13 protein-coding genes and 1 pseudogene are annotated in these 13,862 nt (G+C 70.3%); 5 read left to right on the top strand and 9 right to left on the bottom strand.

Features of this window, described 5'->3' with window-relative positions; genetic code table 11:
* From ENSA5_RS25380 to ENSA5_RS25360, 5 genes and pseudogenes are all read right to left on the bottom strand, one after another.
* Window positions 1–331 (bottom strand): annotated as a pseudogene (locus ENSA5_RS25380) (efflux RND transporter periplasmic adaptor subunit); the annotation flags it as partial.
* 44 nt (window positions 332–375) lie between these two features.
* Complete coding sequence (locus ENSA5_RS25375; protein WP_106394281.1) at window positions 376–1,626, bottom strand: TolC family protein; 1,251 nt, start codon at window positions 1,624–1,626, stop codon at window positions 376–378.
* 234 nt (window positions 1,627–1,860) lie between these two features.
* Window positions 1,861–2,247, bottom strand: coding sequence for a hypothetical protein (locus tag ENSA5_RS25370; protein ID WP_181198135.1), 387 nt, complete (start codon window positions 2,245–2,247; stop codon window positions 1,861–1,863).
* 229 nt (window positions 2,248–2,476) lie between these two features.
* Window positions 2,477–4,117 carry an MbnB/TglH/ChrH family RiPP precursor modification enzyme gene (locus ENSA5_RS25365; protein WP_106394279.1) on the bottom strand — a complete coding sequence of 547 codons (1,641 nt, stop codon included), beginning with the start codon at window positions 4,115–4,117 and terminating at the stop codon, window positions 2,477–2,479.
* Between the two features lies 1 nt (window position 4,118).
* On the bottom strand, window positions 4,119–4,892 hold the full coding sequence (locus ENSA5_RS25360; protein WP_106394278.1) for a 4'-phosphopantetheinyl transferase family protein: 774 nt from the start codon (window positions 4,890–4,892) through the stop codon (window positions 4,119–4,121).
* Between the two features lie 353 nt (window positions 4,893–5,245).
* On the opposite strand from ENSA5_RS25360, the gene ENSA5_RS25355 reads away from it, so the two are divergent.
* A complete protein-coding gene (locus ENSA5_RS25355) occupies window positions 5,246–5,578 on the top strand; it encodes a hypothetical protein (protein WP_106394277.1) in 333 nt (110 codons plus the stop codon).
* Between the two features lie 60 nt (window positions 5,579–5,638).
* Here ENSA5_RS25355 and ENSA5_RS25350 read toward each other — a convergent pair whose 3' ends face one another.
* Complete coding sequence (locus ENSA5_RS25350) at window positions 5,639–6,370, bottom strand: hypothetical protein (protein ID WP_106394276.1); 732 nt, start codon at window positions 6,368–6,370, stop codon at window positions 5,639–5,641.
* Between the two features lie 185 nt (window positions 6,371–6,555).
* Here ENSA5_RS25350 and ENSA5_RS39825 point away from each other — a divergent pair, with 185 nt between their 5' ends.
* Together ENSA5_RS39825 and ENSA5_RS25340 are read left to right on the top strand one after the other, a co-directional pair.
* Window positions 6,556–7,122 carry a D-Ala-D-Ala carboxypeptidase family metallohydrolase gene (locus ENSA5_RS39825; protein WP_373422454.1) on the top strand — a complete coding sequence of 189 codons (567 nt, stop codon included), beginning with the start codon at window positions 6,556–6,558 and terminating at the stop codon, window positions 7,120–7,122.
* 290 nt (window positions 7,123–7,412) lie between these two features.
* The gene (locus ENSA5_RS25340; RefSeq protein ID WP_106394274.1) at window positions 7,413–7,871 is read left to right on the top strand and encodes a hypothetical protein; all 459 of its coding nucleotides are present in this window, start codon (window positions 7,413–7,415) and stop codon (window positions 7,869–7,871) included.
* 70 nt (window positions 7,872–7,941) lie between these two features.
* Here ENSA5_RS25340 and apaG read toward each other — a convergent pair whose 3' ends face one another.
* The 3 genes from apaG to ENSA5_RS25325 are packed head-to-tail and all read right to left on the bottom strand — an operon-like array spanning window position 7,942 to window position 10,264.
* Window positions 7,942–8,334 (bottom strand): Co2+/Mg2+ efflux facilitator ApaG/CorD, encoded by a 393-nt coding sequence (apaG, locus tag ENSA5_RS25335; protein ID WP_106394273.1) that lies wholly within the window; start codon window positions 8,332–8,334, stop codon window positions 7,942–7,944.
* Between the two features lie 16 nt (window positions 8,335–8,350).
* Window positions 8,351–8,908 carry a response regulator gene (locus ENSA5_RS25330; protein WP_181198133.1) on the bottom strand — a complete coding sequence of 186 codons (558 nt, stop codon included), beginning with the start codon at window positions 8,906–8,908 and terminating at the stop codon, window positions 8,351–8,353.
* A 33-nt stretch (window positions 8,909–8,941) separates the two neighbouring features.
* A complete protein-coding gene (locus ENSA5_RS25325; RefSeq protein WP_181198132.1) occupies window positions 8,942–10,264 on the bottom strand; it encodes a DUF4388 domain-containing protein in 1,323 nt (440 codons plus the stop codon).
* 52 nt (window positions 10,265–10,316) lie between these two features.
* Between ENSA5_RS25325 and ENSA5_RS25320 the strand changes: the two genes are divergently transcribed.
* Together ENSA5_RS25320 and ENSA5_RS25315 are read left to right on the top strand one after the other, a co-directional pair.
* Window positions 10,317–13,073: a serine/threonine-protein kinase gene (locus tag ENSA5_RS25320; RefSeq protein ID WP_181198131.1), complete on the top strand. Its 2,757-nt coding sequence runs from the start codon at window positions 10,317–10,319 to the stop codon at window positions 13,071–13,073.
* A 265-nt stretch (window positions 13,074–13,338) separates the two neighbouring features.
* Window positions 13,339–13,862 (top strand): hypothetical protein (locus tag ENSA5_RS25315; protein WP_146156103.1); only part of this gene is annotated, 524 nt, incomplete at its 3' end.

Genomic DNA, 13,862 nt, shown 5'->3' with positions numbered 1-13,862 from the left:
CGGGGTTGCACTTGGTGCACTTCGACTCGGGCAGGGCGTGCTCGAGACACCAGTCGGCGGCGAGGGTCGGCGGGTCCTGGGGGTTGCAGGACGGGCACGCGGACTCGGGGAAGCCGTGGCCCTCGCACCAGTCGCCCTGGGCCTTGAACTCGGCGATGAGCTCGGGGTTGCACTTGGTGCACTTCGACTCGGGGACCTGATGCGCGGCGCACCAATCCGCGGGCTGCTCGGCAGCCGCCGGGCTGGGCGTGGCCTCGCGTGGCGAGGGCTGAGCTTCGGTGGTCGGCTGCTCCGAGCCGCAGCCGATCAGCGTCAGCAGGAGCAACGCCACGCACGCCAGGGCCGCGTGCGCCTTTGGCCAACGAGGGCGGCGGCTCATTGCAAGGCCCCCGTGGCTGCGGCGAGCTCGACCTGCGCGGTCGCGGCGGCGAGCAGCAAGTCGGCGTAGTCGAGCTTCGCGGCGACGAGCTCGAGCCGCACGACCAGCACTTCGTCGTAGGCGACCGCGCCCTTTTCGTAGCCCACGGTCACGAGCTGCTCGCTTCGCTCGAGCTGCGCGAGGCCCTCGCGCTCGAACCGTCGCGCCGCGTCGGTCGTGCGTTGGACGACCGCGTCGGCGGTCTTGGCGGTGAGCGTGGCCGTGTTGCGGGCGGCCTCGAGCTCGGCGCTCACCCGGGCGCCGCGGGCTTGGGCGACGGCGACCGTGCCCTGTCCGCGATCGAAGACCGGCAAGGCGATGCCGACGAGCCCGAGCATGACGTGATCGGACTCCTCGTGGACGTAGCCGAGACCGACGGCGAGGTTGGGTGCGCGCAGAGACCGGCCGAGCGCACGCGAAGCCCGAGCTGCGCGAGCCTCGGCCTCGAGCGCGCGCAGATCCGGGCGGTCGTCGACCCAGGCGTCGTCCGATCCGACCGGGATGCTGAGCTCGCGCAGGTCTCCGAGGGCGACCAGCTCGGTCTCGGCCGTGACCCCGAGCAAGGTTGCGAGCTGACCTTCGGCCTGGTCGACCGCCGCGCGAGCGCGCTCGACCTCGAGCTGCGCGTGAGCGACCGCCAGCGACGCGCTCGACTCCTCGAGCCCGCCGACATCGCCGAGCTCGTGCCGTCGACGGGCGACGGCCTCGGCAGCGCTCGTGAGCTCGACCTGGCCCTCGGCGATCTCGACCCGCTGTTGCCAGTAGAGCGCGGCGACGAAGGCGAGGCTGACCTCGCGCAGGAGCAGGCGCTGCGCGTCCTCGCCGCGCGCCCGGCTGGCGTCGACTTGGGCTCGGGCCGCGTCGACTCGATGACCGCGCTGACCGCCGACCTCGAGCCACTGTGTCGCCCGCACGGACACGTCCGCGTCCGTTCCGTCGGCGCCCAGGCGCGGGCCTGCGGTCGCGATGATCTGGGGGTTGAGCTGCCAGACCTCCGCGGCCTCGACTCGGCTCTGAGCCTCGGTGGTCCGGGCCCGGGCAAGCTCGAGGGTCGGCGCCTGCGCGCGAGCGAGGGCCAGGGCCTGCTCGTAGCTGAGCTCCGTGACAGTTTGGACAGGTTGGACCGGTGGTGCCGTCGCGCCCGCGAGGGCAGGTGACGCCCACAGCAACGCGCAGAAAAACAGGCTGATGAGCCTCGTTCGAACCATTTTTTCAACTCTCCCTGGGAACGCGAGGCCGCGCAGCAGCGCGAACTCGCCGACTGAACCTCGAAGCCCGTGGGGCAACCCCTCAGACCGCCTCGCTTGGCGTCTTCGCCGAGGGCTTTGTCGCCAAAACTTGCAGTACGCCCGGTACCGCGGCGTTTTGGCTCCGCGCCCTCGATGAAAATTCCGGCGCGAGACGACGCGACGGGTTGCACGGGCTGCTAGACGCGAGCGGGTTCAGGTCAGGGAGCGGGGGGGTCGAAACACGCCGGTCGCGACATGACAGCCGGGGGTCTCGAGCGGCGGCAGCCCGCGGGTGGCGACGACACGCAGGGTTGTGCTCGAGAGCTCGTCGAGACTGACGGCGAGCAGCGTGCGTGCGTCGCAACAGCGGGAGCAGTCCTCGCTGCAGTCTTCGTCGCAGGGCAACTCGTCGTCACTTTGGGTCTCGTCGTGCTCGGCGGTGGCCTCGCGCTCGGCCGCCTCACACGGACACCAGGGCGCGCAGGCCTCCGGGCTTGGCTCGCGCTCGAGCGGCCCGGACCCGATCGGCACCACGAGCAGCGCCAGCAACCACACGAGTGTGATGCGAGCGGCGCTGAGCATGTCCCGAGCTCGAGCCATGGGGCCGGCACACTGTAGCAGCGCGGTCGAGCGAACGCAGCCGTCGCTCCCGCGCATCCCTCGCGGGGGCCGCCAGGCTAGCAGCCCGGGGTGCAATGCCTCGCGCCGCCTCTTCGCCGAGGGCTTTGTCGCCAAAACTTGCAGTACGCCCGGTACAGCGGCGTCTTGGCTTCGCGCCCTCGGCGAACATTCCGGCGCGAGGCGACACGATGCATTGCACCCCGGGCTGCTAGGAGCCTTGCCAGACTCGCTGAGCGCGCTCGGCCTCCTCGATGAGCTCGGACAAGGGCGGGAGGCGATCGTCGCGTTCGATGATGATCGCGCGGGGACGCAGGTAGCCACGCAAGGCGCTGAGGATGGCGTAGGTGTGATCGGAGACGGAGGCGCGGTGGCTGTCGACGGCCCAGCCCTCGGGGTCGACGTGACCGCCCGCGAGGTGGAGCCGGGTCACGGCGTCGAGGGGGAGACCGGCGAGGCGGCCGGCGATCGACTCGGCGAGCGGGGGAGGCAGGCCGGCGTCGGCCAGCGCCTGGCCCAGGCCTGGGTGGGGCTCGGCGCGCTCGCGGCGGGTCGGGGAAGAGAGCCAGCGCTCGTTGAGGGCGTCGACGCGCAGGTTCTCGAGGTCGAGGTGGAGCTCGCAGCCGCTTCGGTCGACGAGGCGTGAGACAAATTCGGCCTCGTCGAGCTCGGCGCCGGGCAGGGCGATCGTCGTGGCCGGGAGCTCGATGGCGACCGGCAGCGCGAGCAGATCCTGGGCCGCGTGGATGTGGTCGACGAGGACCGCGAGCTGTGCGTGGGTCCGCGCGACGGGGACGAGGTGGCCGAGCTCGAGGCCGCGGGGGGACCGGGTCGAGGCGAGGTGCTCGCTGTACTCGACCGCGCCGCAGCGGCGGGCGATCGCGGCCACGCGCTCGAGGTGGCGGCGATCGATCGGGCCGACGGTCGCGAGGGACGCGTAGACGTCGTGGAGCACGATCGCGTGGTTCGCGGCGAGCTCGTCGAGCAGCTCGGGCTGCGCGAAGAAGTGCGAGGGGGTCAGCTCGAGGACCGGCGGGCGCGGGTCCCCCTCGGCTCGCCGGGCGACCAGCGCCGCGAGGTGCGGGCGTCGGAGTCCGAACCCGGCGCCCAACCACCTTCGGGTCGGCGCGCGCGGCCGCGAGCGGCCGGTCGATCGCTCCTCGCTCTGGGGGCGGGTATGAGCTTCACAGGCGTCGGCGTGGGGGCTGGAGGTCACTCGAGCCCCCCGGTCCGGGGAGCCTGGGGCGAGCGTGCGCCAGCGCAGGCGCTCGGCCTCGACGAGGTACTCGCAGTCCGCAGGGTCGAGCTCGACCCCGACCCAGCCCTCGTCGAGGGCGGCGAGGGCCTCATGGACGAGGTAGCGGCAGCGCAGCTTGCGAGGGCGACGATCGATGCGTGAGCAGGTCCGCGCGAGCTCGAGGGCGAGCAGATCCGGGGTCCAAGCTGGCGGCAGCAGGTCGTGACGCGAGGCGGCGTGGAGCCGTGGCAGGCAGCGCAGGACCTCGCTCGGGCCGGGTCCGAGGGTCGCGTCGAGGTCCTCGATCCGGGCGGGCTCGCTGCGCAGGCAGTCGAGGTAGCGATCGCCGAGCGCTGGCCACACTCGGGCGCTGTGGGGCACGGTCGCCTCCACGGAGCGCAGACGCTTGAGCTCGAGCCCGAGCGCGGCCCGCTCGAGCTGCCTCGGCGCGATCGCTCGAAGCGAGGCGAGCTGCTCGGCGTCGAGCTCGAGATCCGCGAGGGACTCGCCGAGCCCGTCGGGATCGCGGGCGTGAACGGCCCGGAGCTCGGCGTCGACCAGCAGCCGCGCGAGGGCCTCCTGACAGGCGCCGAGTCTCCTCGCAGCGGTCTCCAACTCAGGACCTCGGACCCGGCGGCGCAGAAGCAGGGGCGAAGAAGTGACGCAGCTCGAGGGCCTCACCATCCCAGCAGGCCGCGGCGGCGTAGCCGGCAGGGCAGGGGAGGTCTGCCATGCGCCAGCGGTGGGCCGCGTCGCCCGCTCGCTCGGTCCGCAGCAGCTGCGCGGGCTCGTCGCGGCCGTAGCTGATCGAGAAGGCCGTCGACGAGAAGCTCAGGCCGGTGCCGATCGCCTTGAGGTAGGCCTCTTTGCGCGTCCACGCCCGGTAGAAGGCCGCCGGCTCCTCGGTGCTCGGGAGCCGGCGAAAGACCTCGACCTCGTCGGGCGCGAAGAAGCTCTCGGCGATCGACGCGAACTCGCGCCCGGGCCGGGCCTCCTCGACGTCGACGCCGAGGCGCAGCTGTGGGCGCTCGTAGATCACGCCGACGAGCCCGACCGTGCCCGAGTGAGACAAGTTGAAGCACAGCGGGGCCGGGCCCTGCTCGGGATCGGCGACGAGCGCCGGCTTGCCGTGCTCGCCATAGGAGAAGCACAGCGCGCGGGGATCGGTGTCGAGGTAGCGGGCCAGCAACCGGCGCAGCTCGGCGCGAGCCCGGTAGGACTGCCGGCGCTTGGATTCGATGATGATGCGGTCGGCCTTCGCGGTCTCCTCGTCGCTGAGGAGATCGCGATCGGACTCGCTGATCGGGCGGGCCAGATCGATCTCCCACAGATCGAGGACCCCCGGGCGTCGGGTGAAGGCCTCGGCTGGTTGGGTCCTGGTCGGGGGCATGGAGAGGTACCGAGGTGTGCCGCGGCCTCGCACTGCGCGAGGGCAGGAATCGCGGCGAGCGTCAGGTGCGTGTTGCGCCAGGCCTTGGGCGCCTCGCTCCAGGTGTACACCCACGCGCCGCCGTCCGCAGGCTCAACACCCTTGCTCCGGCTGCGCCAGTTGCTCAGCGCCCGCGACGCGTGCTCGTTTTGCGCCTTGAACGGCCCTCGGATCCGTGGCTCCAGGCCGCCCGTGTCGGCGCTCGGCTTCGCTCCGGGCTGGCTGAGGTTGCGGTCCGTGGTAGCGTGCTGTTGGGAACCAGCGATGCCCGCGCGACTGCGCGAGCACAGGCTCTCCTCGGTGAGACGGTGACCATGGCCCAACCTTCGGATCGCTTCCAAGTCCTGACCTGGGCAGAGTTCGATGAATTCTGGCGGGCGCTCGAGGCGTCCCACGAACAGACGCCCTACACCTTCGACGCGTACGACGAGGAGGTCGCACGCATCGCGTTCAAGGCGGGGCGGGAGAGCATGCGTCGCCAGGTGGTGGCGATGGTCGAGCACATGCTCGAGTCGAACCGCGCGGCGCCGCTCGGGCTGCGCGTCGACCCCGAAGGCCGGCCGGCGACGGCCGCCGAGATCAGCCGCGCGGTGCTGCGCGAGATCGCCGATGACGTCAGCTCGCTGATCCGGGCTGAAGACAACTAGCAGCCCGTAACGCAGTCTCCCGTGCGCGTGCTCGCGCCCTTTTGCGTGTGATGCGCGGTGTCAGTCGTTCAGGTTGGGGAGCGTGGCGCGGTCGCGTCCTTCCCAGGCCCGCACGCTGAGCTCGAGCGCGAGATCGGCGAGGGCCAGGAGTTCGGTCAGCTCGCGCTCGCTCGTGGGCTCGAGCGCGCCGCTGCGTTGGAGCTCGACGCCGAGGAGCTGGAGGTCCGCGCTGATCGCTCGGGCCCGGCGTAGCTCGGCGAGCTCGTCGGACGGAGCGCCGTGGTTGACGCTCCAGGTCTCCCCGGCGACGCTGCCGTCGGGGCTGAGGCGCACTCGCCAGTGAGCCGATCGTTGTCCGACGGTGGCCTCGCCGCCCATGGCCCCCGCGGACGCCCACACATCTACCCGCGCCGGAGGGCCGTCGAAGTCATCGAGCATGATGCTCGAGGCCGGACCCGAGCACCCCGCGCAGGCTTCCGAGGGGCGAATTCGGAGCCGGCCGGAGATCCGATCGTCCGGCCTCACGATGACCAGCGCCAGCTCATTCGGGGCCGCGACCACCACACGATAGCGCGCTCCGGGCGGGAGCAGGGCAGATGCGTGGGGCGATGGCACAGACTCGAGCGCGACGTAGCGGCCATCTCCGATGCCTTGGGCGACGATCGGCGCGCTCGAGAGCTCTGTCGGTGGGCTGGGCTCGACGTCGGGACGGACGCTGACGCAGCCGCTCGACAGCGCGCAGGAGAGCATGAAGCACGCGAGCGAGCCCGTGCTGAGGTTTGCTTTGGACATGGTTCGATCCCCTCGTGGGTGCCGGTTGGGTGGCCCCATGGGCTCCTCGGCCCTGGCCGGGAGGGGTTTCAAGTTGTTCGCATGGGGGGCTAGAGCGGGGATTGGTGTGAATCCACGCCGCCAGGCCCAGCTGGGACCCCAACCTCGAGCAGGCTTGCAGCTCCGGGCCCCTCGAAGACGACAGCGTGTGCTTTCCGATCGCGATCCCCGCGCCGTCACCAGCTGGGCACGACTACCGGGCGCCCTGTCAGGGAAACCTCAACGACCGATCGCCAGTGCGCTGCCTCGATCTCGAGGCGATCGATCAGTCGGCTCAAGTCGCGACAAACTTCACACTCGACGGATTTGCGCAGGCCTGGAAGGGCCGCTACGCCGTCGTCCAGTCTCAGGGCGTCACTCGCTTGCAAGATCTGCAGGACATCATCGGACCGATCGCCGTGAAATCGGGCCATCGACCGCCTGGCTACAATGCAATGGTCGGCGGCGCGACCCACTCGTGTCACATGTACGGCGACAGCGGCACCTCGCGGTGCTCGTCGGAGCGCGAGCGCGGCTGTCGGTCTCCTAGCAGCCCGGGGTGCAATGCCTCGCGCCGCCTCGCTTGGCCTCTTCGCCGAGGGCTTTGTCGCCAAAACTTGCAGTACGCCCGGTACAGCGGCGTTTTGGCTTCGCGCCCTCGGCGAACATTCCGGCGCGAGGCGACACGATGCATTGCACCCCGGGCTGCTAGGACCGAGACTTGGAGACGATGAGAGATGGCGAACGGATCGCGGGCTCGTGCGACATACTCTGTGATTGACACGATCGTCGGGCCAAATCTATACATCGACAAAGACCACAGTCTTCAAGACAGTGGGGCTTGCTTCGGGCGCGGCGCAGGCCGCGTTCGTTCGCGTCGGGGATGCCCCTCCCCGACATGCTCCCGGGATCAAGTCGGCCGAAATTGACGACTCTCTAAACGGACCGAAAGAGCTTGGCCTTCGCCGATGGCCCGCGACCGGGCCATCGGCCCGTCCGTGTCGCATCCCTCGAGCATTTAACGATGACGCAGCTCAGCGATCACCTCGAAACCATTCTCAACGAAGCCGAACGGAGGGCCCTCGTCGCGGTGCTTCGCTCACGGCCGGAGCTGACCCTCGACATGCTCGAGGACTGCTTCGGCGGTCGCTACGGCGCGACCTTGGAGTCGATCACCGTCCGCGAGCTGATCGAGACCCGGATCGAGCTCGAGCTCCCCGACGACGGAGGCCCCCCGATCGATCGTGGGGCCCTCGAGCAAGCCAAGCGCCTCAGCGGCGAGGCATTCGACGCCTGCGTACTCCAGGCGATCTGCAGCGCCGGGGGGCACGCTGTGTCGGCCAGGTACCTGCGCGTCCGCGTCGGCGGTCCCCGCTGGAAACTCCTGAGCTCGTTGCGCCGCCTGGTCGAGGCGGGCGAGGTCGAACGCAGCGGCGTCACCAGCTCGACCCGCTACCGCCCACTAACCATCCTCAGAGACTAAGCCGGGGCCCCACAGACGAGGACCCCACCGACGAGGGAGCGCAGCGGACCGGTCGTCGGTCGTGCAATGATCAGTGGATCGCGTGGGGCAGACTCAGCGCGAAGGGGGCGATGGTTGCGTCGAAGCGCTCGCCATCCTCCGTGACCATCTGGTAGCTGCCGTGCATCGTACCGAAGGAGGTCGGGAGCGGGCACGCGGAGGTGTAGTGAAACACCTCGCCCGGGGCGAGCACGGGCTGCTCGCCCACGACCCCGGGGCCGCGGACTTCCTCGACGCGCGCGTCGGCGTCGGTGATGACCCAGTGGCGGCTCAGCAGCTGGACCGTCTCGTCGCCGACGTTCTCGAGCTCGACGCGGTAGGCGAAGAACCACAGCCCGTCCTCGGGCCGCGATCGCTGGGCGACGTAGCGGGCCTGGACGCTGATCCGAATGTTGCGGGTGACGGTCTCGGAGGTCTCGGGCATGGCCAGCGCTCCTGCCTCAGGGCACCGCGATCCAGTTGGAGTCCAGGTCGAGGCCACCCTCGTCCCGGTCTTCGAAGAACTTGGTCGCGCGTGCTCGCAGGAATTCGTCGTCGAAGGGTTTGATGATGTAGGCTGTGGCGCCGTTGCGAAGCGCCCAGTAGCGGTCGACCTCGTTGCTCATGGTCGTGACGAAGATCATCGCCGGGGCGTCGGCCTCGTAGCGCTCGCGCAGCCGTCGGAGCAGCTGCATGCCGCTGAGACCCTCGAGCAGGATCTCGGCGACGACGAGATCGGGCTTGACGACCTCGACCAGCGCCCACGCGGCGTTGCCGTTGTCGGCCTCGTGAACCGCGAGGGTGTGCGACTCGTCTGTTGGCGGCGCGACAGCGCCAGGCCCGGCGCTCGTTCCCGGATCACGCGCGGCGCGAGCTGCTTCACGCAGCAGCTCGACGACCCGCTTGCGACTGTCGGCGTCGGGGTCGACGACCATGACCGTCTTCCATGCCGAAGACTTGGCCTCGGGTGCGATGACCTTGGGCGGCGCCGGGCGGGGCGGCGCGGGGCGTGGGGGCACCGTGGAGGAGGGGGACAAAAGGAGGAGCTCCTGTCAGACCGTCACTGGCGTGACGCGTCGCCGAACGACCTTGGATTTGCTGAGGCGGTAGACGATGCGCGAGACGGCGAAGGTTCCGGTTCGCGTGCGTCGGGCGATGTCCTTGACCGAGTTGCGGCCGTTGATCAGCTCGAGGACGTCGAGCTCGTCGCGGGCGAGGACCTCCCGGGCCATGCGGCTGACCTTGGCGTCGTCGCGCACGTAGACGTCTTCGAGCTCCGGCATGTGCGGGCCCATCATCGCGTTCTCGTCGAGGCGGCGGAGGCCGTCGAGGAGCGCCTCCGAGACGGCGAGCTCGACCTTGGCCTCGTCGGCGCCCGCGGCCGCCGAGGCCTCGAGCTGCACGAGCGGGACAAATCCGGCCCGGCCCTTGCGAAAGGTCAGCACGTGACACGTGATCTCACGCGCCTGGGCCAAGATCGCCGCGGCGAGCTCGCCGGGCGTGATGAACCCGGCCTCGACCAGTCGCTGACCGAGCGGCCGACCAGCCGGATCCCGGCCGACAATGAAGGCCTCGAGCTCGTCGTCACGCATGAACCCGCCCTCGACCACGAAGCGGCCGAGCTTGAGGTCCTCGTCGTCGCCGAAGTACTCGGCCAGGCGGATCTGACCGCTGGCCAGGTGGAGGCGAGAGTCGCGACCTTCTGAAGCGATCGACAGCACGCCGGTCACCGAGTCGTCGCTGAGCATCTCGAGCAAGGACTCGAGGCGCTGGGCCGCGAGGTCGACGTGGATCGCCTGCTCACCGGGCGGGCTCGGCAGCTCCTCGGCGCCCTCGAGCTCGTTGAACAGGTCGTCGACCGCGGCCTCGTCGAGCTCGCCGAGCTTCGGGAAGTGCTTGCTCAGGAGGCGCGCGAGCTGGACCTTGCGCTGATCCGGCACGTCGTCCATGTCCGCGGGCAGCCGCGCGGCATCGAGAGACGCGACCGTCTCGCTGACGACCTTGAGCAGCGCGGGGGTCGAGAAGGGTCGCCGCACGGTCGGCAGACCCGCCGCGGCCGGGATCGGGTTGGGGTTGCGCCGGCTCACGATCAGGATCCCCGGGATGTCCGCCGCGCCGGGCAGACGCACGAGCTCACGCAGGACCGACGCGCTGACCGTCGGATCTGCGGACGCGTCGAGCAGCAGCGCGACGATCGAGCCGTCACCGCTGGCGCCGTGGCGCTTGAACAGCGTGACGGCGTCACGCTGGCCCGTGGCGTTGTAGACCTCGTAGCCCGCCAGCCGCAAGCTGGCGGTGGCCAGCTTCGCGGTCGTCGGGTTGGGGTCGTAGTAGAGAATCCCCGGGGCCGTGCGCGCTTTGGGCGAGTCGGGCATGAAGCCGGCAAAGTCTACTCGGAATCGGCCTCGCCGTGGTAGCGTCCCCGCCATGGTCATGGGCGCCCTGGAGCGGCTCGATCCGCCGCGGGTCCTCGGAGAACTCACGCTGCTCGCCGCACTCGGCGAGGGAGGCATGGCGACGGTCTACCTGGCCGGGGTCGGTCACGGCCCGCTGGCCCGGATGTGTGCGGTCAAGCTCCTGCGGGCCAATCTGCCGGATCACGACTACAGGACCCGGTTTCTGGACGAAGCGCGGCTCGTGGTCCGGCTTCACCACAACAACATCGTCGACGTCCGCGCTGCCGGGGAGATCGACGGGCAGCTGTACATCGCGATGGAGGCGATCGAGGGCCGCGATCTCGCGGACGTGTGGGATCGCTGCGCGGAAGTCGGGCGTGCGTTCCCTGTGCCGCTCGCGGTTCACACCTGCCGAGAAGTCCTGCGCGGTCTGCACTACGCGCACACCTTTCCAGGCCTGGGCCTGGTCCATCGCGACGTCTCGCCGTCCAACGTGCTGCTCGATTGGGCAGGTGCGGTGCGCCTCGCGGACTTCGGGCTGGCGACCTCCAGCCTCAAGGCCAGCTTGACCCTACCCGGGGTCGTGTTCGGCAAGGTCGGCTACATGAGCCCCGAGCAGGCCCGGCATGAGCCGCTCGACGGCCGCGCCGACGTCTACGCCGTCGCCGTGATCCTCTGGGAGCTCCTGACCGGTCGACCCCTGCGCTCGCCCGACGGCATGAGCACCGACTCGGTCTCGCGCTTCGAGGCCCCCGCGCCGGGCTCGCGCAGTCGCCGGGTCGACGCTCACCTCGACGAGATCGTCGTCAAGGGCCTGGCGCGGGACCGCGATCAGCGCTGGGAGAGCGCTCAGGCCATGATGCTCGCGCTCAACCAGTGGTTGGCCGACCACTCGCCGGAGATGGGGCAGGAGATGGTCTCCGACTTCATGCGCAAACTCTTCGGCAACGCGCGCGAGGTCGAGTCCTCGATGCGTGCCGAGTTGCTGCGTGAGCTCACGAGCGCCCACCGGGCCGCCTCGGGCACCCAGATCCTCGAGCAGAGCGCGGCCAGCCCGGCCGCCGAGCCTCGCGACTCCCGCAGCTCCGCCCGCTCGGGCCCGTCCACGCCCGGTCTCGACGCCAAGGAGCTCATCGACCCTGGCACCGTCATCGCCGATCGCTACCGGGTGCTGTCGCGGCTCGGACGCGGCGGCATGGGCTACGTGTACCTGGGCGAGCACGTGACCGTGGGTCGCTCGGTCGCGATCAAGGTCCTGACCCACGATTGGAGCTGCACGACCTCGGTCGCCCAGCGCTTCCGGGCCGAGGCGCGGGCCGCGAGCGCCGCCGGCCACCCCAACATCGTCGAGGTCTTCGACGCTGGCGAGCTCGCCGACGGGCGCCTGTACCTGGTCATGGAGTTTCTGACCGGGCGCAATTTGTTCGAGGAGGTCCAGACCGTCGGTCCGATGCCCATCCCGCGCGCGCGTCACGTCATGCGGGACGTCGGCCGGGCGATCCGAGCCGCGCACGAGGTCGGCATCATCCACCGTGACCTCAAGCCCGACAACGTGATGCTCGTCGATCGCGGCCGCGATGAGGGCGAGGTCGTCAAGGTCCTCGACTTTGGGATCTCGTCCTCGGCTGAGCGCGCCGAGGGCGAGCAGCGCCTGACGACCGTCGGCCAGGCCCTCGGGACCCCGGAGTACATGGCGCCCGAGCAGGCCAAGGGTCACCAGGCTGACGAGCGCTTCGACATCTACGCGCTCGGGGTCATGTTCTACGAGCTGCTGACCGGCGATCCGCCCTTTCACGGCACGAACGTGTTCGAGATCGTCACCCGCAAGACGAGCGAGCCGGCGCCTTCGATCGGGACCAAGTGCGAGGGCATGCCCGCGGAGCTCGTCGCCTTGATCGACGACTGTCTGTCGCTCGAGCCCGACGATCGCCCCCGGACCGCCCAGCTGTTTCTCGCCCGGCTCGAGGACGTGCTGCGTGGCCTCCCGCGTGACACGGGCGCGACCAAGATCGCGTTCGAGGCGTCGTTGACTCGCGGGCTGGCGCCGACGCTCGAGCCCGAGCCCGAGCCCGCGGCCGCCGATCCGGGCGCCGCCGCGGAGCCCGAGCCCGAAGTCGAGTCCGGGCCCGAAGTCGAGTCCGAGAGGCGTCCGCCGCCCCTCGCAACGCCGCGTCCGACCGAGCCGGTCGTACAGAAGACCCCGCCGGTCTACTACTTGTTGCTCGCTGGGACGGTGCTCGTCATCATTTTGGGGCTGTGGGTCGCGTTCATGGATCGCGGGCAGTCGAAGGGCGACGACTCCGTCGGGGAAGACTCGGCCGCGGTCGCCGAAGCCGGAGAGGGCGCGTCCGCCGACGCGGGTGCAGATCTTGCGGGTCAGGGCAGCGGCGGCGATGGAGACGGTGACCGTGGGACCACGGACACCGGCGGGGTCGCGGAGGCGCAGACCGAGACCGGCGGCGCCGACGAGACTGGCGGAACCGAGACCGGCGGGACCGAGACCGGCGAGGCTGTAGCAGCCCCGTCGATCGCCAGGCACGAGACGGCCGCGTGCAAACAGGTCCGCGCCGACGCGGAGGCAGCAGCCAAGGGCTTTAATTGGGCCAAGGTCCTGAGCCTGACCGCCAAACGCAAGTGTTGGTCGAGGGCCGCGCGCAACGATCGAACCCGGCTGGAGGTCGAGGCGCTGATGGAGAGCGAGCGCTGGGAGGCCTGCGTCAAAGCGGGCAAAAACCACCCGAGCGGCAAGGTCAAGGGCTGGGTCAACGTCTGCAAGGGTCACCTGTGACCCCCGATGCCGGCCGAGCGCTCGCGCGCTGCCGCGCCTTCGTGCGGGTTGTTTGTCCTTCCGAGGCCTGAGCCCTTGCCCCGCACCCCAAATTCGTTGTTTGCTGCGGTCCACGCGAAAGTCTCGACGCTCGATGATGCCGCTCGCCCGCCAGTTCACGACTCTCTCCACCGTCCCTCAGACTCGGGGCCGCGCTCCAAACCCTTCGCTGCGCCCGGGCCCCGGGGCCTGTCGGGCTGTCGTCGCAGTCACGCTTGCCTTCGGGATGATCAGCCTCGGGGTTCCGGCGAAGACGCGAGCCGCCGGGCCGCCAGCGCCGCAGCTGGTGGAGAAGGCGGCGGAGGACACGCCGGATCGGGTCGGGCTGCGGGTAGACACGGACGATCTCGGCGGCGCTGGCGAGCCGCTGAAGGTCAAGATCGTGGAGACGGCGAGCCTGGTGTTCGCGGAGCAGCGTGTGGAAGACGGGCGCGACGGCGAAGATCCACGGATCGTGATCGTGGTCGAGCGGACGGGGACGGAGGAGAACCCGGGGTTTGTGGTTGGGTTTTCGATCGAGAAGGGCGAGGAGATCGTGCCCGGGAGCGCGCGGCAGTCGGACTGTTCGCTGTGCACGCGGACGGAGCTGGTCGCGCGGATCGAACAGGAGTTGCCGGCGCTGCTGGAGCTCGCGGGAGAGCATCAGGTGGCCGTGGAGGGCGTGGAAGAGGGCGGCGAAGACGGGGGCGACGGGAGTGACGGCGGGGAGGAACTGCCGGGTGGGGATAAGAAGATCGGGCCGCTTGGGTG

Origin of the sequence: Enhygromyxa salina, from assembly GCF_002994615.1 — a bacterium.
Lineage (GTDB): Bacteria > Myxococcota_A > Polyangia > Nannocystales > Nannocystaceae > Plesiocystis > Plesiocystis salina_A.
This window is presented reverse-complemented; position numbering and strand designations above follow the sequence as displayed.